This window comes from Pyxidicoccus fallax (genome assembly GCF_012933655.1).
GTDB classification, from domain to species: domain Bacteria; phylum Myxococcota; class Myxococcia; order Myxococcales; family Myxococcaceae; genus Myxococcus; species Myxococcus fallax.
On record NZ_JABBJJ010000011.1, the window covers coordinates 47,708 to 71,546 of the forward strand.

At 71.0% G+C, this 23,839-nt stretch carries 24 protein-coding genes; 21 read left to right on the forward strand and 3 right to left on the reverse strand.

Annotated features, from left to right (window positions below; translation table 11 throughout):
* Positions 1 to 15 precede the first annotated feature (15 nt).
* From HG543_RS03920 to HG543_RS03985, 14 genes are all read left to right on the forward strand, one after another.
* A complete protein-coding gene (locus HG543_RS03920; RefSeq protein WP_169343288.1) occupies positions 16 to 192 on the forward strand; it encodes a hypothetical protein in 177 nt (58 codons plus the stop codon).
* 183 nt (positions 193 to 375) lie between these two features.
* Entirely contained in the window at positions 376 to 930 is a 555-nt protein-coding gene (locus HG543_RS03925; protein ID WP_169343289.1) for a Uma2 family endonuclease, read from the forward strand.
* A gap of 20 nt (positions 931 to 950) precedes the next feature.
* Positions 951 to 2,072 carry a hypothetical protein gene (locus tag HG543_RS03930; protein WP_169343290.1) on the forward strand — a complete coding sequence of 374 codons (1,122 nt, stop codon included), beginning with the start codon at positions 951 to 953 and terminating at the stop codon, positions 2,070 to 2,072.
* A gap of 109 nt (positions 2,073 to 2,181) precedes the next feature.
* A complete protein-coding gene (locus HG543_RS03935; RefSeq protein ID WP_169343291.1) occupies positions 2,182 to 5,076 on the forward strand; it encodes a GAF domain-containing sensor histidine kinase in 2,895 nt (964 codons plus the stop codon).
* A gap of 52 nt (positions 5,077 to 5,128) precedes the next feature.
* Positions 5,129 to 5,833: a TetR/AcrR family transcriptional regulator gene (locus tag HG543_RS03940; RefSeq protein WP_169343292.1), complete on the forward strand. Its 705-nt coding sequence runs from the start codon at positions 5,129 to 5,131 to the stop codon at positions 5,831 to 5,833.
* 125 nt (positions 5,834 to 5,958) lie between these two features.
* Positions 5,959 to 8,622: a TonB-dependent receptor domain-containing protein gene (locus HG543_RS03945; protein ID WP_343073269.1), complete on the forward strand. Its 2,664-nt coding sequence runs from the start codon at positions 5,959 to 5,961 to the stop codon at positions 8,620 to 8,622.
* Positions 8,623 to 8,630: 8 nt separating this feature from the next.
* Positions 8,631 to 9,479, forward strand: a complete 849-nt coding sequence (locus HG543_RS03950; RefSeq protein WP_246356733.1) for a hypothetical protein — start codon at positions 8,631 to 8,633, stop codon at positions 9,477 to 9,479.
* A 64-nt stretch (positions 9,480 to 9,543) separates the two neighbouring features.
* Positions 9,544 to 10,248, forward strand: a complete 705-nt coding sequence (gene sitA6, locus HG543_RS03955; RefSeq protein WP_169343293.1) for a SitA6 family polymorphic toxin lipoprotein — start codon at positions 9,544 to 9,546, stop codon at positions 10,246 to 10,248.
* Positions 10,249 to 10,270: 22 nt separating this feature from the next.
* On the forward strand, positions 10,271 to 10,987 hold the full coding sequence (sitI6, locus tag HG543_RS03960) for a SitI6 family double-CXXCG motif immunity protein (RefSeq protein WP_169343294.1): 717 nt from the start codon (positions 10,271 to 10,273) through the stop codon (positions 10,985 to 10,987).
* A gap of 64 nt (positions 10,988 to 11,051) precedes the next feature.
* Entirely contained in the window at positions 11,052 to 12,080 is a 1,029-nt protein-coding gene (locus HG543_RS03965; protein ID WP_169343295.1) for an OmpA family protein, read from the forward strand.
* Positions 12,081 to 12,159: 79 nt separating this feature from the next.
* Positions 12,160 to 13,620, forward strand: a complete 1,461-nt coding sequence (locus tag HG543_RS03970) for an adenylate/guanylate cyclase domain-containing protein (protein WP_169343296.1) — start codon at positions 12,160 to 12,162, stop codon at positions 13,618 to 13,620.
* Positions 13,621 to 13,630: 10 nt separating this feature from the next.
* Positions 13,631 to 14,047 carry a type II secretion system protein GspG gene (locus tag HG543_RS03975; RefSeq protein WP_169343297.1) on the forward strand — a complete coding sequence of 139 codons (417 nt, stop codon included), beginning with the start codon at positions 13,631 to 13,633 and terminating at the stop codon, positions 14,045 to 14,047.
* Positions 14,048 to 14,202: 155 nt separating this feature from the next.
* A complete protein-coding gene (locus HG543_RS03980) occupies positions 14,203 to 15,564 on the forward strand; it encodes a universal stress protein (protein ID WP_169343298.1) in 1,362 nt (453 codons plus the stop codon).
* Positions 15,565 to 15,721: 157 nt separating this feature from the next.
* Positions 15,722 to 16,309 carry a P-loop NTPase family protein gene (locus HG543_RS03985; RefSeq protein ID WP_169343299.1) on the forward strand — a complete coding sequence of 196 codons (588 nt, stop codon included), beginning with the start codon at positions 15,722 to 15,724 and terminating at the stop codon, positions 16,307 to 16,309.
* 20 nt (positions 16,310 to 16,329) lie between these two features.
* Here the strand turns inward: HG543_RS03985 and HG543_RS03990 are convergent, their stop codons facing one another.
* Positions 16,330 to 17,220 (reverse strand): hypothetical protein, encoded by an 891-nt coding sequence (locus HG543_RS03990; RefSeq protein ID WP_169343300.1) that lies wholly within the window; start codon positions 17,218 to 17,220, stop codon positions 16,330 to 16,332.
* A 157-nt stretch (positions 17,221 to 17,377) separates the two neighbouring features.
* Between HG543_RS03990 and HG543_RS03995 the strand changes: the two genes are divergently transcribed.
* The 3 genes from HG543_RS03995 (at position 17,378) to HG543_RS04005 (ending at position 19,024) form a co-directional block, all read left to right on the forward strand.
* Entirely contained in the window at positions 17,378 to 17,920 is a 543-nt protein-coding gene (locus HG543_RS03995; RefSeq protein ID WP_169343301.1) for an O-acetyl-ADP-ribose deacetylase, read from the forward strand.
* Between the two features lie 60 nt (positions 17,921 to 17,980).
* Positions 17,981 to 18,439: a hypothetical protein gene (locus HG543_RS04000; RefSeq protein ID WP_169343302.1), complete on the forward strand. Its 459-nt coding sequence runs from the start codon at positions 17,981 to 17,983 to the stop codon at positions 18,437 to 18,439.
* 144 nt (positions 18,440 to 18,583) lie between these two features.
* The gene (locus HG543_RS04005) at positions 18,584 to 19,024 is read left to right on the forward strand and encodes a hypothetical protein (RefSeq protein WP_169343303.1); all 441 of its coding nucleotides are present in this window, start codon (positions 18,584 to 18,586) and stop codon (positions 19,022 to 19,024) included.
* Between the two features lie 142 nt (positions 19,025 to 19,166).
* Here the strand turns inward: HG543_RS04005 and HG543_RS04010 are convergent, their stop codons facing one another.
* The gene (locus HG543_RS04010; RefSeq protein WP_169343304.1) at positions 19,167 to 19,826 is read right to left on the reverse strand and encodes an SCO family protein; all 660 of its coding nucleotides are present in this window, start codon (positions 19,824 to 19,826) and stop codon (positions 19,167 to 19,169) included.
* Positions 19,827 to 20,037: 211 nt separating this feature from the next.
* On the opposite strand from HG543_RS04010, the gene HG543_RS04015 reads away from it, so the two are divergent.
* From HG543_RS04015 to HG543_RS04025, 4 genes are all read left to right on the forward strand, one after another.
* Complete coding sequence (locus HG543_RS04015; RefSeq protein WP_169343305.1) at positions 20,038 to 20,439, forward strand: GFA family protein; 402 nt, start codon at positions 20,038 to 20,040, stop codon at positions 20,437 to 20,439.
* 98 nt (positions 20,440 to 20,537) lie between these two features.
* A complete protein-coding gene (locus HG543_RS54950) occupies positions 20,538 to 20,789 on the forward strand; it encodes a hypothetical protein (protein WP_246356734.1) in 252 nt (83 codons plus the stop codon).
* A complete protein-coding gene (locus HG543_RS04020; RefSeq protein ID WP_246356735.1) occupies positions 20,789 to 21,640 on the forward strand; it encodes a cytochrome c oxidase subunit II in 852 nt (283 codons plus the stop codon). The genes HG543_RS54950 and HG543_RS04020 overlap by 1 nt, the downstream gene beginning before the upstream one ends.
* Positions 21,637 to 23,388 (forward strand): cytochrome c oxidase subunit I, encoded by a 1,752-nt coding sequence (locus HG543_RS04025; RefSeq protein ID WP_169343307.1) that lies wholly within the window; start codon positions 21,637 to 21,639, stop codon positions 23,386 to 23,388. The genes HG543_RS04020 and HG543_RS04025 overlap by 4 nt, the downstream gene beginning before the upstream one ends.
* A gap of 75 nt (positions 23,389 to 23,463) precedes the next feature.
* Here HG543_RS04025 and HG543_RS04030 read toward each other — a convergent pair whose 3' ends face one another.
* Complete coding sequence (locus HG543_RS04030; protein ID WP_169343308.1) at positions 23,464 to 23,667, reverse strand: YjzC family protein; 204 nt, start codon at positions 23,665 to 23,667, stop codon at positions 23,464 to 23,466.
* Positions 23,668 to 23,839: the final 172 nt, after the last annotated feature.

Genomic DNA, 23,839 nt, shown 5'->3' on the forward strand with positions numbered 1-23,839 from the left:
CGGGAGGAGAGCACCATGGCCGAGCGCGATGTCCCCAAGAAGGACCCACGGCTGCCCGAGGACGAGGCGCCCCTCAAGCGCGAGGCGGGCGATCGGCCCGTTCCCTCGCCAGGGCACATCGGCAACCTGCCGGATGACAGCCCCGGCCCTGGCAAGCCTGTCGTCTTCCCGCCGCATGAGCCGGAGGAGTGAGTGAGGGCCGGTTCCGCCGGCCCCGCGCTCCTGTAACATCGGACGTGTCGCGCCATCCCCTGCGCGCGGGTGGCGCGAGTCTTTTGCCTGGAGGATTGTCCTGACGTAGCCACGGCTTGCAATGTCGGACCGGGGTGCGAATCTCCGGTCATGAGACTACCTCACGGGTTGCCCATCCAGCAAATGACCCAGAAGCCCGCCACCTATGCCGATTTGGAGGCCCTCCCGTCCGACAAGATAGGGGAGCTGATTGGCGGCGTGCTGTACGCGAGTCCGCGGCCGACCATGTCGCATGGGCGGGCAGCCTCCCATCTATATGGAGAGCTGTATGGACCCTTCGGCCGCGGTGGTGGTGACGGGCCCGGGGGCTGGCACCTCATCTTCGAGCCCGAACTGCACCTGGGCGACGACGTGCTCGTGCCCGACCTCGCGGGCTGGCGGCGCGAGCGCGTGCCAGAGCTGCCGTCGGGTGTCGGCGTCAGGATTGCTCCGGATTGGGTCTGTGAAGTGCTCTCGCCCTCCACCGCCGCGCTGGACCGTGACCGGAAGATGACCGTCTACGCGCGTGAAGGTGTGCGGCACGTATGGCTCATCGACCCGAAGCCTCGCACCCTGGAGGTCTTCCGGCTGGAGGACTCACGCTACGTTCCACTCGCCACACATGCGGGTGGGGCCATCGTCCGTGCCGAACCGTTCGATGTGTTCTCCCTGGAACTTCGCGTCCTCTGGGGGGTGTGAGCGGTTACTCTGTCCGCACCATGGATGCCGCGGTCCCCCTGCTCTTCGACAAGGCCCATTTCCTCTGCTACCGCACGTTCGACATCGCGGAGGAAATCGACCTCGAGCGCGCGCGCAAGGCGCTCACCGAGGACTCGCGCCGGCTGAAGCTGTCCCGCGAGAACAGCCAGTACCTCCAGCTCCCCAACCCGCCGTTGGCCTATGAACTGGGCCGCCGCCCGCTCGCCCTGAAGGATGGGCCCGTCACGGTGGACGCCACCGCGCGCCTGTTCGACCACGGCGCCGCCTCCATCATCCTCCGCGTCCCCGTCGTCCCCGGCACCTCCTTCGAGCACCTCACGCGCGTGGCCGACGAGCTCTATGACAGCCAGGCGCTGGAGGACCTCGCCCTGGAGCTCGTCGAGGGCGTGCGCCGCACCATCGCCCCCGCCGTGCAGGCGCCGCACCTGTGGGACCAGAACGAGAGCTACACCGTCATCTTCGCCGAAAGCATCCGCGGCAACCCGAGCGCGGAGCAGCTGCTCGCCCATGCGGACATCGCCCGGCTCCTCCTGGGCGAGAACGGCTCCGTCCCCCTGTCCGCGGACGAAATCGAGTCCGTCACCAAGACGCGCTTCAGCTACACCGTCAACGACCTGGTCGTCATCGACTGGAACAGCGCCTTCGTCTACGAGCCCTCGGGCTCCCGGGACATCCCGGACCTGTTGGAGATCGCCAACGCGCAGCTCCTGGAGTTCCGCTACTACGACGAGCGGCTCGACTCGCACATCGCCCGCATCCACGACGAGGTGCAGGCCAAGCGCCACGGCTGGATTCGGCTGTTCCGCAGTCCCTACCGCAACCTGACGCGGCAGACGCTGGGCACGCTGGTGGACCTCAACGAGTTCATCGAGCGCGTGGAGAACAGCCTCAAAATCATCGGCGACTTCTACCTGGCCAAGGTCTACGAGGGCGCCGTGCGCCGCATGCGCATCCCCGCGTGGCAGGACTCCGTCACCCGCAAGCAGCAGCTGCTCGCCCAGACGTATGGCCTGCTCAAGGGCGACGTGGACATCGACCGCTCCCACACGCTCGAGGCCATCATCATCCTCCTCATCGTGCTCGAAATCTTCTTCGCCTTCTTCAGGGTGTTCGAGCACTGAGCACTGTAGGGAGGGGTAGAGCCCACCCCCGGGTTCCCCTGATTCCCCAGACGTGGGAGAATACGAGTTGAGGCAGGGGCGTCACGGCCCGTGCCGGGGGGAGTGGGGCATGAAGGTGCCCGAGAGCAGCCTGGTTGCCGCGGTGGACCGCATGTCGCGGGCCCTGGAGCGGTTCGCGGCGGCACCGCCAGTGGTGGCGGTGCTGGAGGAATTGCTACGTCAATCAGCGGCCACGCTGGACGCGCCCGGTGCCTTCGTGTGCTGGTGGGGCGAGTCTGGGAGGCTGCGCACACTCGTCACGCCGGGAGTGCCCGAGGAGGCCGCCACCATCTGCGCGCAGCGGCTCTTGGCGTCCGCGCCCGGCCCTTCCGAGCTGCCGGTGCCGTACGTGGCGGCGGAGCTGGAGCGCGACGGGCTGCTGGCGGACGAGCCGGAGGCGCGACGGCGACTGGCCGCGGGCGCGCTCCTGTCGCTGCCCATCTTCTTCTCCTCGGGGAGGGGGGCCGCCGGGGTGCTGGCGGTGCTCTTCCGTCAGGCACGGCAGCCCACGGAGGCGGACATCAAACGCTTCGGACTCTACTCGCGGCTGGCCGGGCTGGCCCTGGAGCGCGAGCGCACGGCGGAGACCACGCGCCAGTCGGTGCTGCACGCGCGCGCGGAGGTGGAGCAGAGCGAGGTGCTGCGCCTCAGCCGCTTCCAGGCGGTGACGGAGGCCTTCGGCCGCGCGCTCACCCGCGACGAGGTGGCGCGCGTGGTGCTGGAGCTGGGCCTGCCCGCGGTGGGAGCGGTGGGCGGCATGGTGCACCTGGTGGACCCGGCGGGGACGGCGGTGGAGCTGACGGCCTCGGTGGGCGTGCCCGAGGACCTGGTGGCGCCCATGCGTGTGCTGCCCAAGGGCGGCAAGGACCTGCCGGGCTACGAGGCGGTCCGCACGGGCGCGCCGGTGTGGCTGGAGACGGCGGACGAGGTGCGCGCGCGCTACCCGCGGCTGTCGTCCCTGGTGGGGCCAGGTCGGATGCAGTCGCTGGTGATGCTGCCGCTGTACGTGGAGGGGCACGTCTTCGGAACGCTGGGCTTCGGCTTCGCGGAGGCGAAGCGCTTCTCCGCGCTGGAGCGCACGTCCATCACCGGGCTGGCGCGGCAGTGTGGTCAGGCGCTGGAGCGCTCGCGGCTGTACGAGCGGGAGCGCACCGCGCGGCTCCAGGCCGAGGAGGCCGGACAGCGCCTGCAGCTGCTGGCGGACGCGAGCGCCCTGGTGGCCAGCTCGCTGGAGTGGGAGGACACGGTGTCCGGCGTGGCGAAGCTCGCGCTGGGCGGCTTCGCGGATGGGTGCACCGTGGACGCGTACGAGGACGGCGTGGTGCGCCGGCTGGCGGTGCTGCACGCCGACTCGCGCGAGGCGCCGACGGACTCGGAGATGCCGTGTGTCGTGCCCGAGGCCGCGGGGCCGCTGCACGCCTCGCTGCTGTCGGAGGTGCTGGCCACGGGGCGCGCGCGGATGCTGACGCGTCCGAAGGGGATGGAGGCGCTGGCGGCGGACGGGACGCGCCTGCCCGGTGGGGGCTCGCTCATCGTGGCGCCGCTGGTGGCGCGCCATCGCACGCAGGGGGCGCTCACCTTCGTGCGCGGCGAGGAGCGCACGTCCTTCGACGAGGCGGACCTGGCGCTGGCGGTGGAGCTGGCGGGACGGGCGGCGCTGGCCATCGACAACGCGCGGCTGCTGCGCCAGGCCCGCACGGCGGAGGAGGAGAGCCGGAGGAGCGCCGCGCGGCTCCACGTGCTGGTGCAGGTCAGCCAGCTCATCGCCGAGGCGGGGCTGGACCTGCCCACGGTGCTGGACGTGCTGGCGAGCAAGGTGTCCGAGGCGATTGGCGACGCGTGCGTGCTCCAGCTCCTGTCCGAGGACCGGGTGCACCTGGACGTGGTGTCGCTGCACCACCCGAACCCGGGCGCGCGCGTGGTGCTGGAGGAGTCGCTGCGGCGGCACCCGCCCCGGCTGGGCGAGGGGCTGTCGGGGCGCGTGGCGGCCACCGGGCAGACGCTCTTCCTGCCCCGGCTGAAGGCGGAGGAGCTTCACGGCGAGCGGCTGCCGGAGGTGGTGTCCTTCCTGGAGCACTACGGGCCGCACAGCCTCATCATCGTCCCGCTGGGCGCGCGGGGCCGCGTGGTGGGCACGCTGGGGGTGATGCGCGAGGCGCAGGGGCGCGAGTACACCGTGGAGGAGCGCGCGCTGCTGGAGAGCCTGGCGGCGCGCGCGGCGCTGGCCATCGAGGACGCCCGGCTGTACGGCGCGGCCACGCAGGCGGTGCGGGCGCGCGACGAGCTGCTGTCGGTGGCGGGGCACGAGCTGAAGTCGCCGCTCAACGCGCTCCAGCTCCAGATTCACCTGCTGGCGCGCATGGCGAAGGACGCGATGGCGGTCAACGGGCTGGCGGAGCGCGCGGAGAGGGCGGCGCGGGCGAGCCAGCGGCTGGGACTGCTCATCGACGACCTGCTGGACGTGTCGCGCATCAGCGCCGGGCGGCTGAGCCTCCAGCGCGAGGAGGTGGACCTGGCGGCGCTGACGCGCGAGCTGGTGGCGCGCATGTCCGAGGAGCTGGTGCGCGCGGGAAGCGAGGTGCGACTGGTGGCGGACACGCCGGTGATGGGCAGGTGGGACCGGTTGCGGCTGGAGCAGGTGCTGGTGAATCTGCTGACCAACGCGGCGAAGTACGGCGCGGGCCGGCCGGTGCTGGTGACGGTGGATGCGCGGGGCTCGGTGGCACGGCTGGCGGTCCGCGACGAGGGCATCGGCGTGGCGCCGGAGGAGCAGGAGCGCATCTTCGAGCGCTTCGAGCGCTCGGCGTCGGTGCAGCACTTCAAGGGGCTGGGCCTGGGACTGTGGATTACCCGGCGCATCATCGAGGCCCACGGTGGCTGCATCCGCCTGGAGAGCGAGCCGGGCAAGGGCTCCACCTTCACCGTGGAGCTGCCCCTGGCCGAGGCCGTGTCGCAGACGGGATAGGTGCTCCCATATTTTCATGCGCGGGTGGAAGAAACGCGGTTAAGTCGTCGCGATGCCGAGGCCGAAGGGCAGTCGCAACCGCGACCATGAGGAGAACCGGCGCGCCATCCTGCGGTCGCTGCAGCAACGCCTGCTGACCGTGGGGGGCGCGACGGCCAGCTTCCGCGAGCTGGCGGCCAGCGCCGGGCTCAACCCGGCGACGCTGCGGCACTACTTCAAGACGCGCGAGGAGCTGCTCCAGGCCGTCTTCGTCGCCCTGCGCGAGGTGGGAGAGCGCTACGTCGCCGAGGGGGCCACGGCCGACCGGGGGGACGCGCGCGCCTCGCTGCGCTGGTTCCTGGAGTACTTCCAGGGCGGCTGGTCCCGGGGGCTGGGGCCCATGCACACCCTGGGGTTCACCGCGGGGCTCGTGGACCCGAACGTGGGCGCGACGTACCTCAACGAGGTGCTGGACCCCACGCTCCAGTCCGCGGAGGCGCGCATCGCGCTCCACGTGGCGAAGGGGGAGCTGGCCCCGTGCGACCTGCGCCATGCGGCGCTGGAGCTGGTGACGCCGTTCATGTTCGCCCTGCTGCACCAGCACGGGTTGCAGGGCACGAAGTGCCGTCCGCTCGCGCTCGACCGGTTCCTGGATGACCACGTGGAGCGGTTCCTGAAGGCGCACGGGGTGGAGGGGGGACGCCCCGAGCCGCGCCCGCGGAAGGCAGCCTCCGGGAAGAGGCCGGGGGCACGTCGAGCGAAGGCGCCTCGGAAGTAGGGGCAAGCGGGTTTATGGAACCAGTTGATTGAAGATATCTGTCCTGGAGCGAGCTTTCCGGTAACGGAATTTCCGCTGGGACGTCCTGGGCCTCTATACGGGCTGAAACCGCCTGGAGGCCTTTCTTGATAGAGTCAATCAACCGGGTAGCAGAATGGCGCTGGCGGAGCGCGGGCCTGCTGGTGCTGCTGCTCGCACCGGTCCTGGCGCTGGCGCAGGGAACGCAGGGGGCGGTGCCGGACGCGGGCACGGCGGATGGGGGCGCGGCCACCGGCGTGCTCACCAGGCCCCCGGAGCTGAAGCGGCAGGTGGAGGCGCCCTATCCCCCCGAGGCGCTCCGGCAGCAGCTCTCCGGCACGGTGCTCCTGCAGGTGGACATCTCCGACACCGGCGCCGTGACGGACGTTCAGGTGCTGGAGCCCGCCGGCAACGGCTTCGACGAAGCGGCCATCGCCGCGGTCCGCCAGTTCGAGTTCGAGCCCGCCGAGGTGGATGGTGTCCCCTCGCCGGTGCGCATCAACTACGCCTACCAGTTCGTCTGGCGCGAGGAGCCGGTGACGCAGGCGGCGGACGGCGGGGTGCCGGAACTGCCGGTCAACTTCAGCGGGCTCGCGCTGGAGCGGGGCACGCGCAAGCCGCTGGAGGCCGCGGAGGTGGCGTTGCCCGCGCTGGGCCTGTCCACCACGACGGATGGGGAAGGGCGCTTCTCGCTGCGCGGCGTGCCCCAGGGCACCCACGAGGTGGTGGTGGTGCTCCCCGGCTACCAGCGCTTCACGACGCAGGAGACGGTGACCGAGGGCGAGCAGACGCGCGCCACGTACTACGTGCGCAAGCGCATCTTCAGCCCCTTCGAGACGGTGGTGCGCAGCGAGCGCGAGCGCAAGGAGGTCACCCGCACCACCCTCCAGGTGGCCGAGGTGCAGCGCGTGCCCGGCACCCAGGGCGACACGCTGAAGGTGGTGCAGAACCTGCCCGGCGTGGCGCGGCCCGCCTTCAATGGCGGAGACATCGTCATCCGCGGCACGGGGCCGCAGCAGTCGGGCGTCTACCTGGACGGCGTGCGCATCCCGCTGCTGTACCACTTCGGGGGACTCAACAGCGTCTACAACTCCGACCTGCTGGAGTCGCTGGACTACCTGCCCGGCAACTTCCCGGCCGCGTACGGCAATGCGATTGGCGGCATCATCGACGTGAAGAGCCGGGCTCCGCGCACGGACCGCTTCGGTGGCACCGCGTCGGTGAGTCTCATCGAGGCGAACGCGGTGCTGGAGGCGCCGGTGGCGAAGGACGTGAGCGTCGCCATCGCCGGGCGGCGCAGCTACATCGACGGCGTGTTGAAGTTGGCACCGGAGGACGTCACCGACGGCTTCCGGGTGGCGCCGCGCTACTACGACGCCCAGGCCCGCGTGGAGTGGCGTGCTTCGTCGCGGCACTCGTTCGACTTCCTCACGCTCACCTCGGATGACCAGCTGGGGCTCGTCTTCGAGCGCCCCTCCGATGACGACCCGACCGCGTCCGGAGACTTCCGCCTGCGAACGGGCTTCACGCAGCTGCGGCTGCGCCACCGTTACCGGGGCGAGAAGCTGCGCCTGGACACCATCGGCATGTACGGCTGGGGCATCGTCCTGGTGAACCCGCCCGGCGTGGGCGGCATCGACCTGCGCTACCGCGAGGGGACGCTGCGCACCACCGCCGAGTACCCGTTCTCCGACGCGGTGACACTGGCCGGCGGGCTGGATGTCTCCGCGCAGCGGGCGCGCCTGACGTCGGAGACGTCCACCACGATTTCGCGCGAGGGCCAGCCGGAGCTGCCCGACCCGGTGCGGGATTACACGCGCATCGAGAGCAAGCGCGCCACGCAGTACTACCCGGCCACATGGGTGGAGGCGCGGCTGAAGCCGCTGCCGGAGCTGCTGGTGGTGCCGGGGCTGCGCTCGGAGTCGTATGTGTACACGGACCAGGCGGACCCGCGGCGGGTGTTCAGCCCGAGGCTCGCCGCGCGCTACGCGCTCACCGAGCAGTGGACGCTGAAGGGCGGCACGGGCGTGTACCACGTGTTCCCCACGCAGGGAGAGCCCATCCTCGAGATTGGCAACCCGGAGTTGCTCGCCGAGCGCAGCGTGCAGTCGAGCCTGGGCGCGGAGTGGAAGCCGTCGCAGGAGTGGTTCGTGTCGGCGGAGGGCTTCTACAACCGGCTGAGCCGGCTCGTGGTCAACTCGAGTCGCACGGTGGAGCGGGGCGGGCAGCAGGTTCCGGAGCGGCTGGCGAACGACGGGCGCGGCACGGTGTACGGCGCGGAGCTGCTGGTGCGCCGCGCGCTGACGGACCGGCTCTTCGGGTGGCTGGCGTACACGGTGAGCCGCTCGGAGCGGACGGACCGGCCCGGGGCGGGGACGCGCCTGTTCGACAACGACCAGACCCACGTGCTGACGCTGGTGGGCTCGTACAAGCTGCCGGGGGGCTGGGAGCTGGGGGCGCGCTTCCGGTTCGCGTCGGGCAACCCGACGACGCCGGTGGTGGGCTCGGTGCGCGACGACCTGGCGGACGTCTACGTGCCGTTCTACGGCGCGGTGAACAGCGAGCGGCTGCCGTCCTTCCACCAGCTCGACGTGCGCGTGGACAAGACGTGGGTCTACGAGCGGTGGAGCCTGAATCTCTTCCTCGACTTGACCAACGCGTACAACCGCGCGGCGTTCGAGGGCGTCACGTACAGCTACAACTACAGCCAGCGGGAGTACTTCCGCGGGCTGCCCATCCTGCCCGTGCTGGGCGTCAAGGGGAGCTTCTAGCCATGGGCATGCGCCAGGGTTTCGCGAGGGCCGCGGTGATGGCGGCGGGACTGTGGGTTTCCGGGTGTGACAACGACCTGGAGAAGCAGAGTCAGGTGACACGGGTGCGGGTGCTCGCGGTGCGGAGCACGCCGGCGGAGCTGGTGCTTCCTCCGGGCGGAGGGGCACCAGAGACGGTGCGGCTGGAGGCGCTCGCGGTGGCGCCGGATGCGCGGCCGCTCACGGTGACGTTCGCGCTGTGCCGGCCGGGGAATGTGTACTCGGCGGACTTCGAGTGCCCGGGGAAGGATGGAGTGGCGCTGCCGGAGGGACGGCTCTCTCCGGAGGACCCGGCGCTGCGGGCGCTGCTGGAGGAGGTGGGAGGCGACACGAGCGACCCGGCGGTGCGCGCGCGTCTGGAAGCGGGGGTGAACTTCTACGTGGGCTACGAGGTGAGCGACGGCAGCGGCACGCCGGAGGGTGGGGAGCGCGGACTGCGCCGGATGACGGCGCGGCTCACGGACACGCCGAACCAGAATCCCCGGCTGACAGATGTGCTGTACCAAGGGACGCCGCTCTCTGGGCCGCTGCCGATGGGGGCGGAGGTGGAGTTCACGCCGGTGCTCGCGGAGGGCAGCCAGGAGACGTACGTGGGCGCGGAAGGGGAGGCCACGGAGCGCATCTCGTACGCGTGGCATGCGACGGGCACGGGGGATGTGGAGTTCTTCCGCTCGGTGCAGCCGGTGGAGGGCGAGCCCGGTGAGCCGGAGACTGAGTACACCACGCCCGATACGGCACAGCAGGTCACGTTCTACGTGGTCGCGCGAGATGAGCGCGGGGGAACGGACTGGCTGACCCGCACCATCGAGGTGCGATGACACGCGCACCTGCGCGGCTTTTCATTTCGTTCCCCGCGGCGCATCAGGGAGATTCCTGGGCTTCATGAGAGGACTCCCTGGACTTGCCCTGCTGCTTGCCGCGGGGGTGTTGAGCGCATGTGCCTCGTCCCATCCGGCGCTGCGCGCGTGGGAGGATGCGGCGCCCGCGGTCGGGTGTGAGTCGCCGGAAGAGGACTCGTGCGTGGTGCTCGCGTGCGAGGAGCGCCTGTGCGGCTTCTTCCACTGCGAGGACGTGGAACTGGAGGAGGAGTCACTCCAGGGCTCCGAGCTGGAGATAGAGCGGGTCCAGTACGTGAGGCCGGGCCTGCCCATGGGGCCCGTCCGGCCGGGACGTGTGTCGCGCTGGTCTCCGGCGATGCGCCGGGGCGCCGAGCCGGTGATGACGTTCCGGTGGTACGCGGCATCACAACCGCCGCCGCCTCCGCCGCGAGTGCCCTTTGCATTGCTGCCGGCGCCGCGCCTGCAGAAGCACCACATCTTCCCTCAGGCGCAGGACCTGGCCATGTGGTTCAGGGAGCAGGGCATCAACATCCATGACTACACCCTGCTCATTCCGGAATACGTCCACCGGCGTATCCATAGCGGAGGGCCTTCCGGAGGTTTGTGGAATGAGGCGTGGAGAGAGTTCATCGTGTCCAACCGCCGTAGGGACGTGCCGCGTGAGGAGATCTTCCGCCATGCGGGAGCCCTCATCTACCGATTCGAATTGACCGGGCCAGTCGTGCCCTATTACCGGCAGTTCCGATGATGTCCCGCCACGTGGGTGCTGCTTGAAATTCTACGAGCTGAGAGCCGACAGGTCGGCGCCCTACACGGGCAGCCTGAGCGGCATCTACAAGTGGTACCTGCCATCGGTGGTCGACTGCCCTGGGTGTGGCGCCAGAGTCTTTGGGGACACGACGGTGCGCTACCCCTGCGTGGACCTGTCGGCGCTGCCGAACGTACGCGACTACGAGTACAAGCTGCCCCAGCCCCTTGATGAGTACCTCCGACTGAGCGAGCAGCTCCGCCCGCTGCTCCCTCCCGGAGCGGTGCTGATGCCAGGAATGGCGCTGGGCCCGATGGTCGGAAAGGCCTCGGGCACCTTCGGGCAGCTCTTCATGCATGACCCCAGCTTCGTGCAGATTCGCAGGGAGGCACTGACTCGCTTGCAGGAGGCCGGCATCCGAGGGCTCCATGGCTGCCCCCTGGAAGTCCGCTTCCGCGGCAAGAACCCACCCGAGCTGCTGGAGCCGCAGCTGGAGCTTCGTGGCGGGTTCCACCCGGACTGCCTGCCCGCGGATGCAAGGACGTGCGAGCGGTGCGGAGCGGCGAACTACAGCCTCCCGGACCCATACATCCTCGACGCCGCGACGCTGCCCACGGACGTGGACCTGTTCCGATTGGCCGACTGGTCCGCCGTCATCCTCGCCACCGAGCGTTTCGTGGACACCGTGAAGCAATTGTCCCTGGACGGCGTCACCTTCCGCGAGGTGCGGGTCCGCTGACACCACGGATGCATCCCCGACCCTCCTGGACACGCCGCGTCCCCTGCGCTCTGTTGCTTCCATCATGATGCGCGCCTTCCTTCGTCTGGCCCTCCTCGCCACCGTGCTGGGGGCGCTCGCGCCCGCGTGCAGCCACACCCCCGAGAATCCCCCCACGCTCGACGATGACGGCGACGGCGTACGCAACGCCGACGACGCCTGCCCCCGCGCCAAGGGCTCCGCCGCGACGAAGGGCTGCCCACCCAGGGACACCGACGGCGACGGCGTGGACGACTCCACCGACAAGTGCCCCCGCCACGCCGGCTCCGCGTCTCGCGAGGGCTGCCCCGCGCGCGACCTGGACGAGGATGGCGTCGAGGACTCCAGGGACGCCTGCCCCCGCGTCTTCGGCGCGGTGGAGCGCCAGGGCTGTCCCGTGGAGGACCTCGACCGTGACGGCCTGGAGGGCCCGGCCGACAAGTGCCCGGAAGACGCCGGCCCCGCGTCCCGCGACGGCTGCCCCGAGAAGGACGCGGACCAGGACGGCGTCCCGGACGCCGACGACGACTGCCCCCTCGATGAGGGCTTCCCCTCCCTGCGCGGCTGCCCCGAGCGCGACACGGATGGTGACTCCGTCGCGGACCATCGCGACAACTGCCCCCGCCAGTCCGGCGCGCAGGACAACCAGGGCTGCCCGCTCGAGCAGAAGCAGTTCGTCATCATCCGCCAGGACCGGCTGGAGCTTCGCGAGCGCATCATCTTCGAGCCCGGCACGGCCACCCTCCAGGCGCGCTCCCTCCCCGTGCTGGACAACGTGGCCCGCGTCCTCCTCGTCCACCCGGAGTTCAAGACGCTCCTCATCGAGAGCCACACCGACAACCGCGGCGACGCCGACGCCAACCGCGCCCTCTCCCAGGCCCGCGCCGAGGTCGTGCGCGAATACCTCGTGACGCAGGGGGTCCCCGCCGACCGCCTGGACGCCCGGGGCTACGGGCCGGACCGCCCCGTGGCCTCCAACGAGACCTCCCAGGGACGCGAGGCCAACCGGCGCGTGGAGCTGCTCCTCCCCGCACCCTCCGGAAAGTCCTCCGGCACGCGGAAGCCGGGGCGCTGACATCCCGTGTCATCCCCGCACCAAATCCCCGCTGCCCGTGAAGGCACGCGCCAGGGGAGGGGTGCTAGGATTCACGCCCATGAGTGCTTCGAGCCCCCTCTTCGGTGACCTGCTCCTCAAGCTGGGCATCGTCACGCCCAGCCAGGTGCAGGAGGCCCTCGCCCTCCAGGCCCTCACCGGTCAGCGCGTGGGCGAGGCGCTCATCTCCCTGGGCTACGTCACCCGCGAGCAGATTCAGGACGCCCTCGGCGAGGCGCTCGGGCTGCACCAGGACAAGAGCCCCCTGCAGCCCGCGCTGGGCGAGCTGCTCGTGGGCCTCAAGTACGTGACGCTCGCGCAGCTCGAGGAGGCGCTCGCCCGCCAGCGCCGCGACGGCCGCAAGCTGGGCGAAATCCTCGTGGAGCTCGGCCACTGCACGTACAAGCAGATCTACGAGGGCCTCAGCCTCCAGAACCGCATCGCCGGCCGCCAGGAGGCTCCGCGTCCCTTCGTCGACGGCCGCCGTCGCGTGGTGGTGGTGGACGACAGCCCCCTGGCCTGCGCCTTCGTGCAGGAGGGGCTCGTCGCGCTGGGCTACGAGGTCCTCTGCTTCCAGGACCCCTTCGAGGCGCTGGAGGGCATGAGCCGCCTGCAGCCGGTCATCGTTCTCAGCGATTTGGAGATGCCCGGCCTCGACGGCGTGGAGCTGTGCCGCCGGCTGAAGGAGGGCCCCAGCCGCGGCGTGCCCGTCATCATCCTCACCGCCAATGACCGCGAGGCCGAGCGCGTGCGCGGCCTGCGCGCCGGCGCGGACGACTACGTCAACAAGTCCGCGTCCATGGACGAGCTGGCCGCGCGCATCGAGAGCGTGGTGCGCCGCACCGGCGAGACGGAGCGCATGCGCAAGCTGTTCGCGCGCTACACCTCCGACGCGGTGGTGGACGAAATCCTCAAGAGCGCGGACGCGGTGGTGCTCACCGGCGAGAAGCGCGAGGTGACGCTGCTCTTCGCCGACATCCGCAACTTCACCAGCCTGTCGGAGACCCTCCCGCCCGAGCAGGTGGTGGGCGTGCTCAACCAGGTGCTCGGGCGGATGTCGGACGCGGTGTTCACCTGCGGCGGCACGCTCGACAAGTTCCTCGGCGACGGCCTCATGGCGGTGTTCGGCGCCCCGGTGGCCCGCCCGGACGACGCGCTGCGCGCGCTCCAGTGCGCGAAGATGATGATGGACGCCATGGCGGACCTGCGCATCGAGGCCGAGTCGGAGTGGGCCGCCAACGGGCGCGAGGGCCGGCCGCTGGTGCTGGAGCTGGGCATCGGCATCAACTCGGGCGTGGTGGTGGCCGGCAACATCGGCAGCACCGTGCGCGCCGAGTACACCTGCATTGGCGACGCGGTGAACGTGGCCGCGAGGCTGTGCGCGCTGGCCGGGCCGGGCGAAATCCTCGTGGGCGAGCGCACCCGCGAGCTGGTGGACGCCAACGAGACGGCCTTCGAGGACCTGCCGCCCGTGCGACTGAAGGGAAAGCAGCAGCCCGTCCCGCTGTACCGCGCGCTATAAGGCCGGCGCCATGACTTCCACCGCCAACGCCCATCCGACGCCCCCGTCCCGCCGCTCGCCCATCCTCTGGGTGGGTCTGGTGTTCGCGCTCGGGCTCATCGTGGCGGTGCTCGTGGGGGCGTTCACCCGCTCCAAGGCCGTGTACACCGAGCAGATCCACCGCGACTTCGCCGTGCTGGAGGACGCGCTGGAGCGCTACCGCGCCGACGGGAACACGCTTCCCGAGGAGGCGGACCTGGGCGAGCTGCTGGTGCCGAAGTACCTGCCCTCCCTGCCGATGGACCCCTGGGGCCGGCCGTACCGCTACACCAGCAATGGCGAGCGCTACTTCCTGGCGACCTTCGGCAAGAGCGACGACCGGGGCGGCAACGGCGAGGAGCAGGACCACACCAACACCGACGGGCACCCGAAGCCGCCCGTGAAGTAACACGCGGTCAACGAGCGGGCGGGCGAGCAGCGCCCTTCGCAGCCGAAAGGCGGCTCCCAAGGCAAGCCAGCATGAAGGAGGGGTCCGCCGCCCGGCGGTGCGATGACCATCTGTTCTCTCACGGGTGACGCGTCCACCCGGCAAGGAGGGCGGCCATGGCCATCGTCTGCGCAACGAACCTCTCCCCCGACTCGCAGGAGGCGGCGAACGTAGCGGCGGCCCTGGCGGGGAAGCTGGGTGAGCCCCTGTTCCTGCTAGGGGTCCTGGAAGGAGAATCCGCCACCGGCGAGGCGGGCGGACCAGCGGCGGACTCCCCGAGCCGTCTCGAAGCTGAGTGTGAGCGCTTGAGGGCCTTCGCGGAGGTGGTGCGGCCGCTCCCTCGCTCTGCGTCCTCGGCGGACGAGGTGCTCAGCGACGAGACGTGCCGGCACGCTCGCTGGGTGGTGGTGGCGTCGGGAGGCTGGCGCACCTCCGCGTGGCGGCGCGCGTCCATGCCCGAGCGGCTGGCCCGGCACGGCTGCGCCCCGCTGCTGGCGGTGCGGCGCGACGCGGCGCTGGTGGACTGGATTCGCGGCCGGCGGCGGCTCCTGGTGATGGTGGGCGTGGACCCGCGCTCGGCCACCACGGATGCCGCCGTGACGTTCCTCCGCGAGCTGCGCCGGGTGGGCCCGTGCGACGTGCTGGCCACCTACGTGTGCTCGCCGCTGGAGGAGCGCGAGCGGCTGGGCATCCACACCCCCGTGCACGTGGAGGTGCTGGACCCGTCGGTGCGAGGCATGGAGGCGCTGGACCCGTCGGTGGAGCGGGTACTGCAGCGCGAGGTGCGGGAGCGGGTGGGCGACCTGATGGGCGAGGGCGGCGTGGAGGTGGTGCTGGAGCCGGGCTTCGGCCGGCCCGCGGACCACCTGCTGCACGTGGCGCACGCGCGAAGGGTGGACCTGCTGGTGGTGGGCACGCACGCGCGCGGAGGGCTGGGCCGGCTGTGGCACGGCTCGGTGTCCGCGGGCGTGCTGCGGTACGCGGAGCAGTCCGTGGTGTGCGTGCCGCCCTCGCTGCGCGAGCCGCGCCCCGCGGCGCCTCCGCGCAGCGTGCTGGTGCCGGTGGACTTCTCCGAGGCCTGCGCGCGGGCCATCTCGCAGGCGCGCTCGCTGGTGGGGCCCGGGGGCCGCGTGCACCTGCTCCACGTCCACCGCCGCCGCGTGGGCGACGTGGGCTTCCAGGACCACTACGGCGTGCTGCCCGAGCCCGCGCCGGAGCGCGCCCGGGTGCTCCAGCGGCTGTGGGAATTGGTGCCGCGCGACGAGGGCTCGCAGGCGGTGCGCTGGAGCGTGGAGGGCGTCACCGGGGACGACGTGACGCAGGCCATCTGCCAGGCCACCGAGCGCGAGGGAGTGGACCTGGTGTGCATGGGCCTGCCGCACGAGCACTCGCGGGAGCCGGATGCTCTCAAGGGCACCGTGGCCCGCGAGCTGGTGGCCCGCTGCCGCCGGCCCGTCATGGTGGTGCCCACCGCCTGAGCGCGAGCGGTGGCCCACTTCCACCCACGTGAAAGGAATTTCAGGTGGGATGCGGGCGAAACTACCCGGAAGGGCACCTCGGCCGTTGAACGCAGGACCCGGTAGGGCGTTAGACTCCCCTGCAACCACGATTTTCCAGACAGCAGGGGGTCATCCGGTGACACCGCGCGGTTATCGTGAAGGGGAGCTCATCAGCAACCGTTCGTCGCTGCTCATCCATGGCGGAACGGAGGACGAGCGGCGCTCGTGGGCCCAGGAAGCGGCCCGCAACTTCGACGTGGAGCTGGTGGAGGTGAAGCAGGCGGCGGACCTGCCCGGAGCGCTCCGGCAGCCCAACGGGGTGGTGTTCATCCCCGACGTGGCGAAGCTCGGCCGCGAGGCGCAGTCCGTCATCCTGCGCTGCCTGCAGATGCAGGAGGAGCGGCCCAAGCTGGTGGTGGGCCTGTCCGGCGCGGCGGACGCGGCGCTGACGCGCGGCACGCTGCGCGAGGACCTGCACTACCGGCTGCACCTGGCGCAGGTGGACCTGCAGCAGGACGGTCTGCGGGAGCTGCTGAAGAAGCGCTGGGCCGCGCAGGCCGAGCTGCTCGCGGCGAAGGTCGCGGCGGCGAAGGCGGCGGAGGAGAAGGCCCGCGCGGCGCTCGACTCGCGCCAGCCCGGGACGGTGACGCGCATCGCCCCGAAGCGGAAGGCGGTCGCCTCCGCCTCTCGCAAGGCGGCGGCGTCTCGGAACGTGGCGCGCTGAGGGCGGGGCTTCTCCCGTCCTCAGTGCCCGTGCTTGTGCTTCTGGCCGCGCTTCGCCTTGACCGGAGCCGGCTTCCGGGTGCCCCGCTTCGCGGCGGGGGCCGGGCTCGGGACGCTCTTGCGGCCGTGCTCCCGGCCCGGCGTCGCCACGGTGGCCGCGGCGCGGGCCGGTGACTTGCGGCGTGGCGTGGCGGCCTTCACCGGCTGGGCGCTCTCGATGGCCCCCCGGGGCGAGACGGCCGCGCGCCGGAGCTCCGTGGTGGAGGGCGTGTGGCCCTTGCCGGTCTTCGCGGCCGCGCCCGTGCCCCGGGTGTTCCGGGCCTGGGCGCCGGAGCCGGGGGCCGAGGCGGCGTTCGTGCCGCCAGCGTTCCGCGTCGGGACGGTGGAGCGGAGGGCCGAGGCGGCGTTCGTGCCGCCAGCGTTCCGCGCCGAGACGGCGGAGCGGAGGGGCGAGGGGGTCCCGGTTCCCGTGCCGCGCGCATTGCGTGCCGAGGCGGTTCCTCGGGTGCTCCTCGTGGCCGGGCCGTCGGAGCTCGGAGCCGTGGCCGTCCCACGCGTGTTCCGCGTCGCGACGGCGGAGTGGAGGGCCGAGGGCGCTCCGGCGCTCGTGACGCGTCTGGCACGGGGCGCGCGGGCGGCCGGGGTGCTCGTCGAGGCGGTGCTCGGCGCGGCGCCGGCCACGAACATCGGCGCGCTCGTGGGAGCGGGGGCTGGGGCGTTCGTGAACATCATGCCGCTCGGCGCGGACGCCGTGTGGGGCGCGGCGGGAGCCCCGCGCAAGCGGGCCTGGAGGGCATCCACGGTGCGCACGAGCAGCACCGCCGTCTCCACCAGGGCCCGGGCGCCGCGAGTCCCGGCCCGGAAGGCCACTCGCTTCACCGCGTCCATCAACCCCTGCCTGGACATGTCCATGACGCTCCTCGCTTGCCGGCGGTACCCCGGTTGCCGCCAAAGGTAGTCACGTGGCACCCGGGGTGAAGCGCCCCAGCAGCCCCGGTACCATCCGTCAGCCGGGGCGCCCGCGTGCCGTCCGAGGGGGCGTCGCCGCCCACCCACGCGAGGAGGAATCGTGAAGCTGGAGCTCATCCAGGGAGACATCACGAAGGTTGCCGCGGACGCCATCGTCAACGCCGCCAACAGCTCGCTCCTCGGAGGGGGCGGCGTGGACGGCGCCATCCACCGCGCCGCCGGGCCGGAGCTCCTGGACGAGTGCCGCCGCCTCTACGCCCAGGGCGGCTGTCCCACGGGGCAGGCCCGCATCACGAAGGGCTACCGGCTCCCCGCGCGCCACGTCATCCACACCGTGGGCCCGGTGTGGCGGGGCGGCAATCAGTCCGAGGAGGCCACGCTGGCGCGCTGCTACAAGAGCGTCTTCGCCCTGGTGGAGGCCAACGGGCTGCGCTCGGTGGCCTTCCCCTCCATCTCCACCGGCATCTACGGCTTCCCCATCACCCGGGCCGCGCCCATCGCCCTGCGTGAAATCCAGGCGGCCTTCGCGCGGCTGCCCCAGCTCGAGAAGGTGACGGTGGTTCTCTTCTCTTCTCCGGATCTGGAAGTGTATCAGCGCGCGCTGACCCAGCTCTCCACCCCGGAGGGGGGCGGGAATGTGTGAGCCGGGAAATCTGGGCTAGAGTCGCCTCACAGCCCTTTCCTTTCCTTCCCGGAGTGAGACATGACGCAGGAAAACCCCGCCAAGCCCAAGCGCGGTCTCAAGCGGCCCATCGAGGTGGTTCGCGCGGAGCTGCTCAAGGACCCGGAGACCAAGAAGATCGCCGCGGCCGTGAGCATGAAGCTCGAGGACTACGTGGAGCTGGTCCTCAAGTACGCCCAGGACAAGGACAAGGAGCCCGAGCTCGCCGTCGTCTCCGACGAGGAGCTGAAGAAGAATGGCTTCAACCCCCTGTCCGCCCAGGACGCCGCGAACATCATCGTGAAGGGCATGAAGGGCGAGCTGCCCGGCTCGCCCCCGGACTTCGACTCCTCCAAGTTCACCCAGGACAAGTCGGGCGCCGGCAAGCCCTCCCTGAACGCGCCCCAGGGGCAGGCCCCCACGGGTCCGCAGGACCCCGCCGCGCAGAAGGCGCTGCAGGATCAGCTCAAGCGGGGCGGGAGCGGCGGTAACCGCGTGTAATGCCGCGCCCCGGAAGGGCTCGGGAATGAAATTCCGCCGGAAAATCACGAGGAAACAATTCGGCCGCTGTCCCGACAATCCTTTCGAGCCTCAACTCCGGCACAAATCCTTCTTCCAAAAACTTCGAGACACCCGAGGTCCATCATGGGCGCAGTGGGCAAGGCCATCAGCAAGGTTACCGAGACGGTCAGCAAGGTCGCCGAGACGGTCAGCAAGGTCGCCGGCGGCATCGCCGAGATTGGTGGCAAGGCGCTGGAGTTCCTGAAGACGCCGGTGAGCAAGCTCATCGAGCCGGTCGCCAAGTTCGTCGGCGAGAAGGTCGGGAGCCTCCCGTTCGTCGGCAAGTTCCTCGGCCCCATGGCGGAGAACCTGCTGAAGCAGGGTGCGACGTCCCTGCTCGGCGAGGGTCCCCTGGGCGGCATCGGCTTCCTGGCGAAGCTGGCCCCCAAGCTGGAGGACGTGGTGAAGGTCGCCGAGTCCGTGAAGAAGGCCGCGGACAAGGTCGACGCCTTCGCGGAGAACCCGCTCGGCCTCCAGAACTTCCAGAACATCATCGCGCAGAACCACGCCCGCTTCGTGGAGTGAGCGCCCGCGCCCCTGGCGCGACAGAGCAGGACCCCCGAGGGCCGGTCTCCCGCGTGAGCGCGGGGCCGGCCCTTCGGCGTTTCGCGGGTACGGAGCCCGCGGGGCCCCGAGGCCCCGAGGCCCGGGCGGCTTGTCGCTGGGGTCAGCGCTCCTCGCGGGCGAGGCGCTCGGTGTCGCGCAGGAGCCGGTCGGTGGAGTCGCTGTCCGCGCTGTCGTAGTAGCCGCGAATCTGTCCGGCGCGGTCCACGAGGACGAAGTGGGTGCCGTGGAAGATGGAGAGCAGGTCATCCTCGGGGGCGCCGGCCTCGCGGCCCATGCTGATCTTGAAGCCCTGGACGATGGTGGCCTTGAGCTGCTCGTAGTCGCCGGTGAGGAAGCTCCACCGCGAGAAGTCGGCGCCATGGCGCTGGCCGTACTCGGCGAGGCGCTCGGGGGTGTCGTACTTCGGGTCCACGGAGAAGGAGACGAGCTGGAGCCCGGTGCCCGCGGGCGCGGTGCGCTCCTGGACGTGGGCCATCTTCCGGGTGAACTCGGGGCAGACGGTGGGGCAGCGCGTGAAGATGAAGTTGGCGATGTAGGGCTTCCCGCGGAGCTGCGCGCTGCCGAAGGGCTGGCCGTCGTGGCGCGTGAAGGTGAAGTCCGGGAGGGCGCCGAGCTGGGGCAGCGGCTCGCTCCGGCCGCGCAGCAGGGTGGCGCCGGAGGCGACGGCCATGCCGAGGGTGAAGACGGCGATACCGCCCCAGAAGCCGGGGCGCTGGGTGAGACGGGCCGGGCGGGCCGCGAGCGTGGAATCGGCGGTCATGGAGCCCCGAGGTAACGGAAGGCGGCGGGCGGCACAAGCGGCGGGGGGCCCCCTGCGACAACATGGCTACTCCGGGGATGTAGGCGGCGCATGGCCGCTCCGGGGGCAGGCGGGCCTGGAAGCGCCAGTCGCCCTCCTCCACGGCTGGTGGACATGCTCCGCTGGGGGGCCACGATGGAGCGGGGTCGGCGGAGCCGACGGGAGCCTGGCCATGAAGAAGACGTACCGGGGAAGCTGTCACTGTGGTGCCGTGCGCTTCGAGACGGACATCGACCTGAGCGAGGGCACCTGGAAGTGCAACTGCACCATTTGCACGAAGGCGCGGCTGTGGCACTCGGTGGTGAAGCCGGAGGAGTTCCGGCTGCTCGCGGGTGAATCGGAGCTGAGCGAGTACCAGTTCCACACCCGGGCCCTGCACCACCTGTTCTGCAAGCACTGCGGCGTGCACGTGTTCGGCTGGGGAGAGGCTCCGGAAATCGGGCGGTTCTACACGCCGAAGCTCAACTGTCTCGATGACGTGGACCTGAACGCGCTCGTCCACGCGCCCGTCTTCTTCGTCGATGGACGCAACGACAACTTCAAGGCCCCTCCCGCCGAGGTCCGGCATCTGTGAGGCGGGTGGCGGCTCGCCGGTTCAGACACCAGGAGCCTCCGCACGGAGGAGCCGGTGTCTTGAGGGGAGTGGAGCCGCGTGCTACCCGGGAAGGGGTGATGCCCGGCGAGCGCTCCACTTCCGGCCGTGACGTGGCCCTCTCCCCCCGGAACATGGGGGCGTCGCTCGTCGCGGTGCTCCTGGTGCTGTTTCCCTCAGTGGTGTTCGCATGCCCCGCGTGCACGGTGCGGGCTCCCGAGTCGGCGGTGCGCTCGGCGCTGTTGCTGGGCGGGCTCGTGCTCGCGCCGTTCCTGCTCGTGGGCCTGGGCGTCTGGGCGGTGCGGCGTGCGGCGCGAGAGGAGCGTGGGTGATGACGCCGCCCTCCGGCTCCACATCGTCCCGTCCGGAGCGCGGCGCGGAGCTGGAGCCACCGCGTGTCACGCCCGGCGCTGGCACGACTCCAGACACCCCGCGCGGAGCGTGGACGTTGGCGCTCCCCGAGGACGCGAGCACGCACGGGCATCGTATCGACGCCCTGCTCGCATGGAGCCATCGCTTCGAGGCGGTGCTGCTGGCGGTGGCGTTCGGGTGGCTGGTGCTGGCGGTCTGGCGCTTCCGGCGCGCGAAGCGGGCCGCGCCCGATGGGGGCACGCGGCGCTCGCGGGCGTGGGTGCTGGGGCTGGCCCTGGGCGCCTTCGTGGTGGTGGATGGGACGTTGCTGCTCGGCTCGGAGGGCTACCTGCGGGACGTGCTGTGGAACTTCCGCGTGCCCGCGGAGGACCCGCGCACGGTGCGCATCGAGGTCAACGCGCACCAGTGGTCCTGGGAAGCCCGCTACGCCGGCGAGGACGGACGCTTCGGCACTCCGGACGACGTGGTGACGTGGAACGACCTGCGCGTCCCGGTGGGAGTGCCCGTCTGGGTGCAGCTCGTGTCCACGGACGTGGTGCACGGCTTCTCGCTGCCGCACTTCCGCGTGAAGCTGGATGCGATTCCGGGCCGCGTGAATCAGACCTGGTTCCAGGCCGCGCGCGAGGGGACGTGGGAGGTGGCCTGCCACCAGCACTGCGGCACCAGCCACTACAAGATGCGCGGCGTGCTCCAGGTCATGACGCCGGAGTCCTACGCCCACTGGCTGCGCGAGGCGGGGCGGCAGGCCGTGCAGGGGTACGACGCGGAGGACCTCGCGGCCCACTGGGGCTGGGAGTGGAAGGCGCCATGAGCCTCGTCTCCTCGGACCACAAGGCCGTCGCGCGGCGGTATCTCTGGAGTGGGCTCGGCTTCCTGTTCTTCGGTGGGTTGCTGGCGCTGCTCATCCGCTGGCAGTGGGCACTGCCGGGGCAGCCGGTGCCGGGGCTGGCGTGGGCGCTCCCCGAGTCACGGGGCGCGCTGACGCCTCCGGCCTACACGGCCGTGTTCACGATGCACGGTCTCATCATGATTTTCTTCGCGGTGACGCCGCTGCTCTTCGGCGCGCTGGGGCACTTCGTCCTGCCGCTGGCCATCGGCGCGCGCGGACTCGCGTTCCCGCGTCTCTCCTCGCTGGGCTTCTGGGTCTACGCGGTGGGCGGAGCGCTGGTGCTGGCCTCGTTCGCCGTACGGCTCGGCCCGGCGAGCGCGGGGTGGACGGCGTACCCGCCCCTGTCGACACCGGCCTTCACGCCGGGCCTGGGCCAGACGCTGGTGACGGTGGCCGTGCTGTGCGCGGCGGCATCGGCGTTCCTCTATGGGCTCAACTTCGTCGTCACGGTGGTGCGGTGCCGGGCGCCAGGGATGACGTGGGGCCGGCTGCCGCTGACGGTGTGGGGGCTGTTCTTCGCCTCGGTGTTGAACGTGCTGTTCGTGCCGGTGCTGGCGGCGGCCACGGCGCTGCTGCTGATGGACCGGCTGCTGGGCACGCAATTCTTCGTCGCGGGCGCGGCGGCGGTGGGCGGTGGCGGCGACCCGGTGGTGTACCAGCACCTCTTCTGGCTGTTCGGCCACCCGGAGGTCTACATCCTGATTCTCCCCGCCTGGGGGATGGTGGGTGACTTCGTGGCCTTCTTCAGCCGCAAGCCCGCGCACGGCTACCGGCTGACGGCGGGGGCCATGGGCGTGGTGACGGCGCTGAGCGGCCTGGTCTACGCGCACCACCTCTTCACGAGCGGCATGGCGCCGGTGCTCGGGCGCGCGTTCATGGTGCTGACGCTGCTCATCTCGCTGCCCGCGGAGGTGATGTTCCTCAACTGGCTGATGACGCTGTGGCGCGGCAGCGTGCGGCTGACGGCGCCGATGCTCGCGGCGCTGGGGACGATGGGGGTGTTCGGGCTCGGAGGCATCACCGGGCTGGCGTTGGGCGCGGTGGCCACGGACGTGCCGCTGCACGGGACGCTGTGGGTGGTGGGGCACTTCCACCTGACGATGGGAGCGGCGAGCTTCCTCGCCGTCTTCGCCGGGCTCTACTTCTGGTTCCCGAAGATGTACGGACGGGCGATGCACGAGGGGCTCGCGAAGGCGCACGTGCTGTCGAGCGCGGTGCTGTTCCTCGGGGTGTTCGGCGGGCAGCTCGCGGCGGGATACGCGGGGCAGTTGCGGCGGCTGTATGACCCGTACCAGTACACGTACCTGAAGCACCTCTTGCCGCTGAACCAGTGGACGACGGTGTTCGCGTTCCTGCTCGGGGCGGCGCAGCTGTTGTTCGTGGTGAACCTGGTGTGGACGCTGCGGCGCGGCCGGGTGGCCGAGCCGAACCCGTGGCACGTGGGGACGCTGGAGTGGACGTGCGCGCCGAGCCCGCCGCCGGAATGGAACTTCCATTCCGCTCCGGTGGTGCTGCGCGGGCCCCATGCGCTGTCACAGCCGGAGGTGCTCGCGCGACTGGGGCGGGACTGGATTGGGCAGGCGGAGGTGCTGCCGGAGGCAGCAGTGGAAGGCGCGGACGCGGAGCGCACGGACACGGGTCGAGTGTCCACGGTGGGCGGTGCCACGTAGCGTCGTTGCCCGCGTGGAACTCCGGATACCGCGTGGCACGGAGTCGCGGCCCCGTGCCACGCGGAGAGCGTGAGCCTAGCCGATGGTCTCGAGCTTCCAGTAAGCGGCCTTTCTCGCTGAACTGACAGGCGGGAACCTCTCCCCCTTGCTGACCGTGATGCGCTGCTCACCGGGCGTTGGGGTGGTCGTCCTCATTCCGTCCGTGTAGCCATCGAAGGCGTAGATGCCGCTGGTCTCGCACGTATCGCCAGTCTTGAACCGGTCTCCTACTTTCGCCATGACTTGGGTACTCCTTCCCTGATGGGGTGTGGTTGCTCGCGAAGCAATCGCGGAGTGCGGTTGCTCGCGAACTCATCAGTAAGCGCGGAGTCGAAGTCGGCCAATGCAACCGGGCTACCACGCGGGTGGTACTCCCCGTCCGCGCCGGGGCCTTGACGCTCCTGCGCGTTCA

Bases quoted from the DNA above. Each gene is read 5' to 3' on its own strand.
- HG543_RS04030 (WP_169343308.1), bottom strand. From the start codon at position 23,667: ATGGCGAAAGTAGGAGACCGGTTCAAGACTGGCGATACGTGCGAGACC.
- HG543_RS03970 (WP_169343296.1), top strand. From the start codon at position 12,160: ATGAGTGCTTCGAGCCCCCTCTTCGGTGACCTGCTCCTCAAGCTGGGC.
- HG543_RS03950 (WP_246356733.1), top strand. From the start codon at position 8,631: ATGCGCCAGGGTTTCGCGAGGGCCGCGGTGATGGCGGCGGGACTGTGG.
- HG543_RS03925 (WP_169343289.1), top strand. From the start codon at position 376: ATGACCCAGAAGCCCGCCACCTATGCCGATTTGGAGGCCCTCCCGTCC.
- sitA6 (WP_169343293.1), top strand. From the start codon at position 9,544: ATGAGAGGACTCCCTGGACTTGCCCTGCTGCTTGCCGCGGGGGTGTTG.
- HG543_RS03975 (WP_169343297.1), top strand. From the start codon at position 13,631: ATGACTTCCACCGCCAACGCCCATCCGACGCCCCCGTCCCGCCGCTCG.
- HG543_RS03935 (WP_169343291.1), top strand. From the start codon at position 2,182: ATGAAGGTGCCCGAGAGCAGCCTGGTTGCCGCGGTGGACCGCATGTCG.
- HG543_RS04010 (WP_169343304.1), bottom strand. From the start codon at position 19,826: ATGACCGCCGATTCCACGCTCGCGGCCCGCCCGGCCCGTCTCACCCAG.
- HG543_RS04025 (WP_169343307.1), top strand. From the start codon at position 21,637: ATGAGCCTCGTCTCCTCGGACCACAAGGCCGTCGCGCGGCGGTATCTC.
- HG543_RS03990 (WP_169343300.1), bottom strand. From the start codon at position 17,220: ATGGACATGTCCAGGCAGGGGTTGATGGACGCGGTGAAGCGAGTGGCC.
- HG543_RS04015 (WP_169343305.1), top strand. From the start codon at position 20,038: ATGAAGAAGACGTACCGGGGAAGCTGTCACTGTGGTGCCGTGCGCTTC.
- HG543_RS03930 (WP_169343290.1), top strand. From the start codon at position 951: ATGGATGCCGCGGTCCCCCTGCTCTTCGACAAGGCCCATTTCCTCTGC.
- HG543_RS54950 (WP_246356734.1), top strand. From the start codon at position 20,538: ATGCCCGGCGAGCGCTCCACTTCCGGCCGTGACGTGGCCCTCTCCCCC.
- HG543_RS04020 (WP_246356735.1), top strand. From the start codon at position 20,789: ATGACGCCGCCCTCCGGCTCCACATCGTCCCGTCCGGAGCGCGGCGCG.
- HG543_RS04005 (WP_169343303.1), top strand. From the start codon at position 18,584: ATGGGCGCAGTGGGCAAGGCCATCAGCAAGGTTACCGAGACGGTCAGC.
- HG543_RS03940 (WP_169343292.1), top strand. From the start codon at position 5,129: ATGCCGAGGCCGAAGGGCAGTCGCAACCGCGACCATGAGGAGAACCGG.
- HG543_RS03965 (WP_169343295.1), top strand. From the start codon at position 11,052: ATGATGCGCGCCTTCCTTCGTCTGGCCCTCCTCGCCACCGTGCTGGGG.
- HG543_RS04000 (WP_169343302.1), top strand. From the start codon at position 17,981: ATGACGCAGGAAAACCCCGCCAAGCCCAAGCGCGGTCTCAAGCGGCCC.
- HG543_RS03920 (WP_169343288.1), top strand. From the start codon at position 16: ATGGCCGAGCGCGATGTCCCCAAGAAGGACCCACGGCTGCCCGAGGAC.
- HG543_RS03980 (WP_169343298.1), top strand. From the start codon at position 14,203: ATGGCCATCGTCTGCGCAACGAACCTCTCCCCCGACTCGCAGGAGGCG.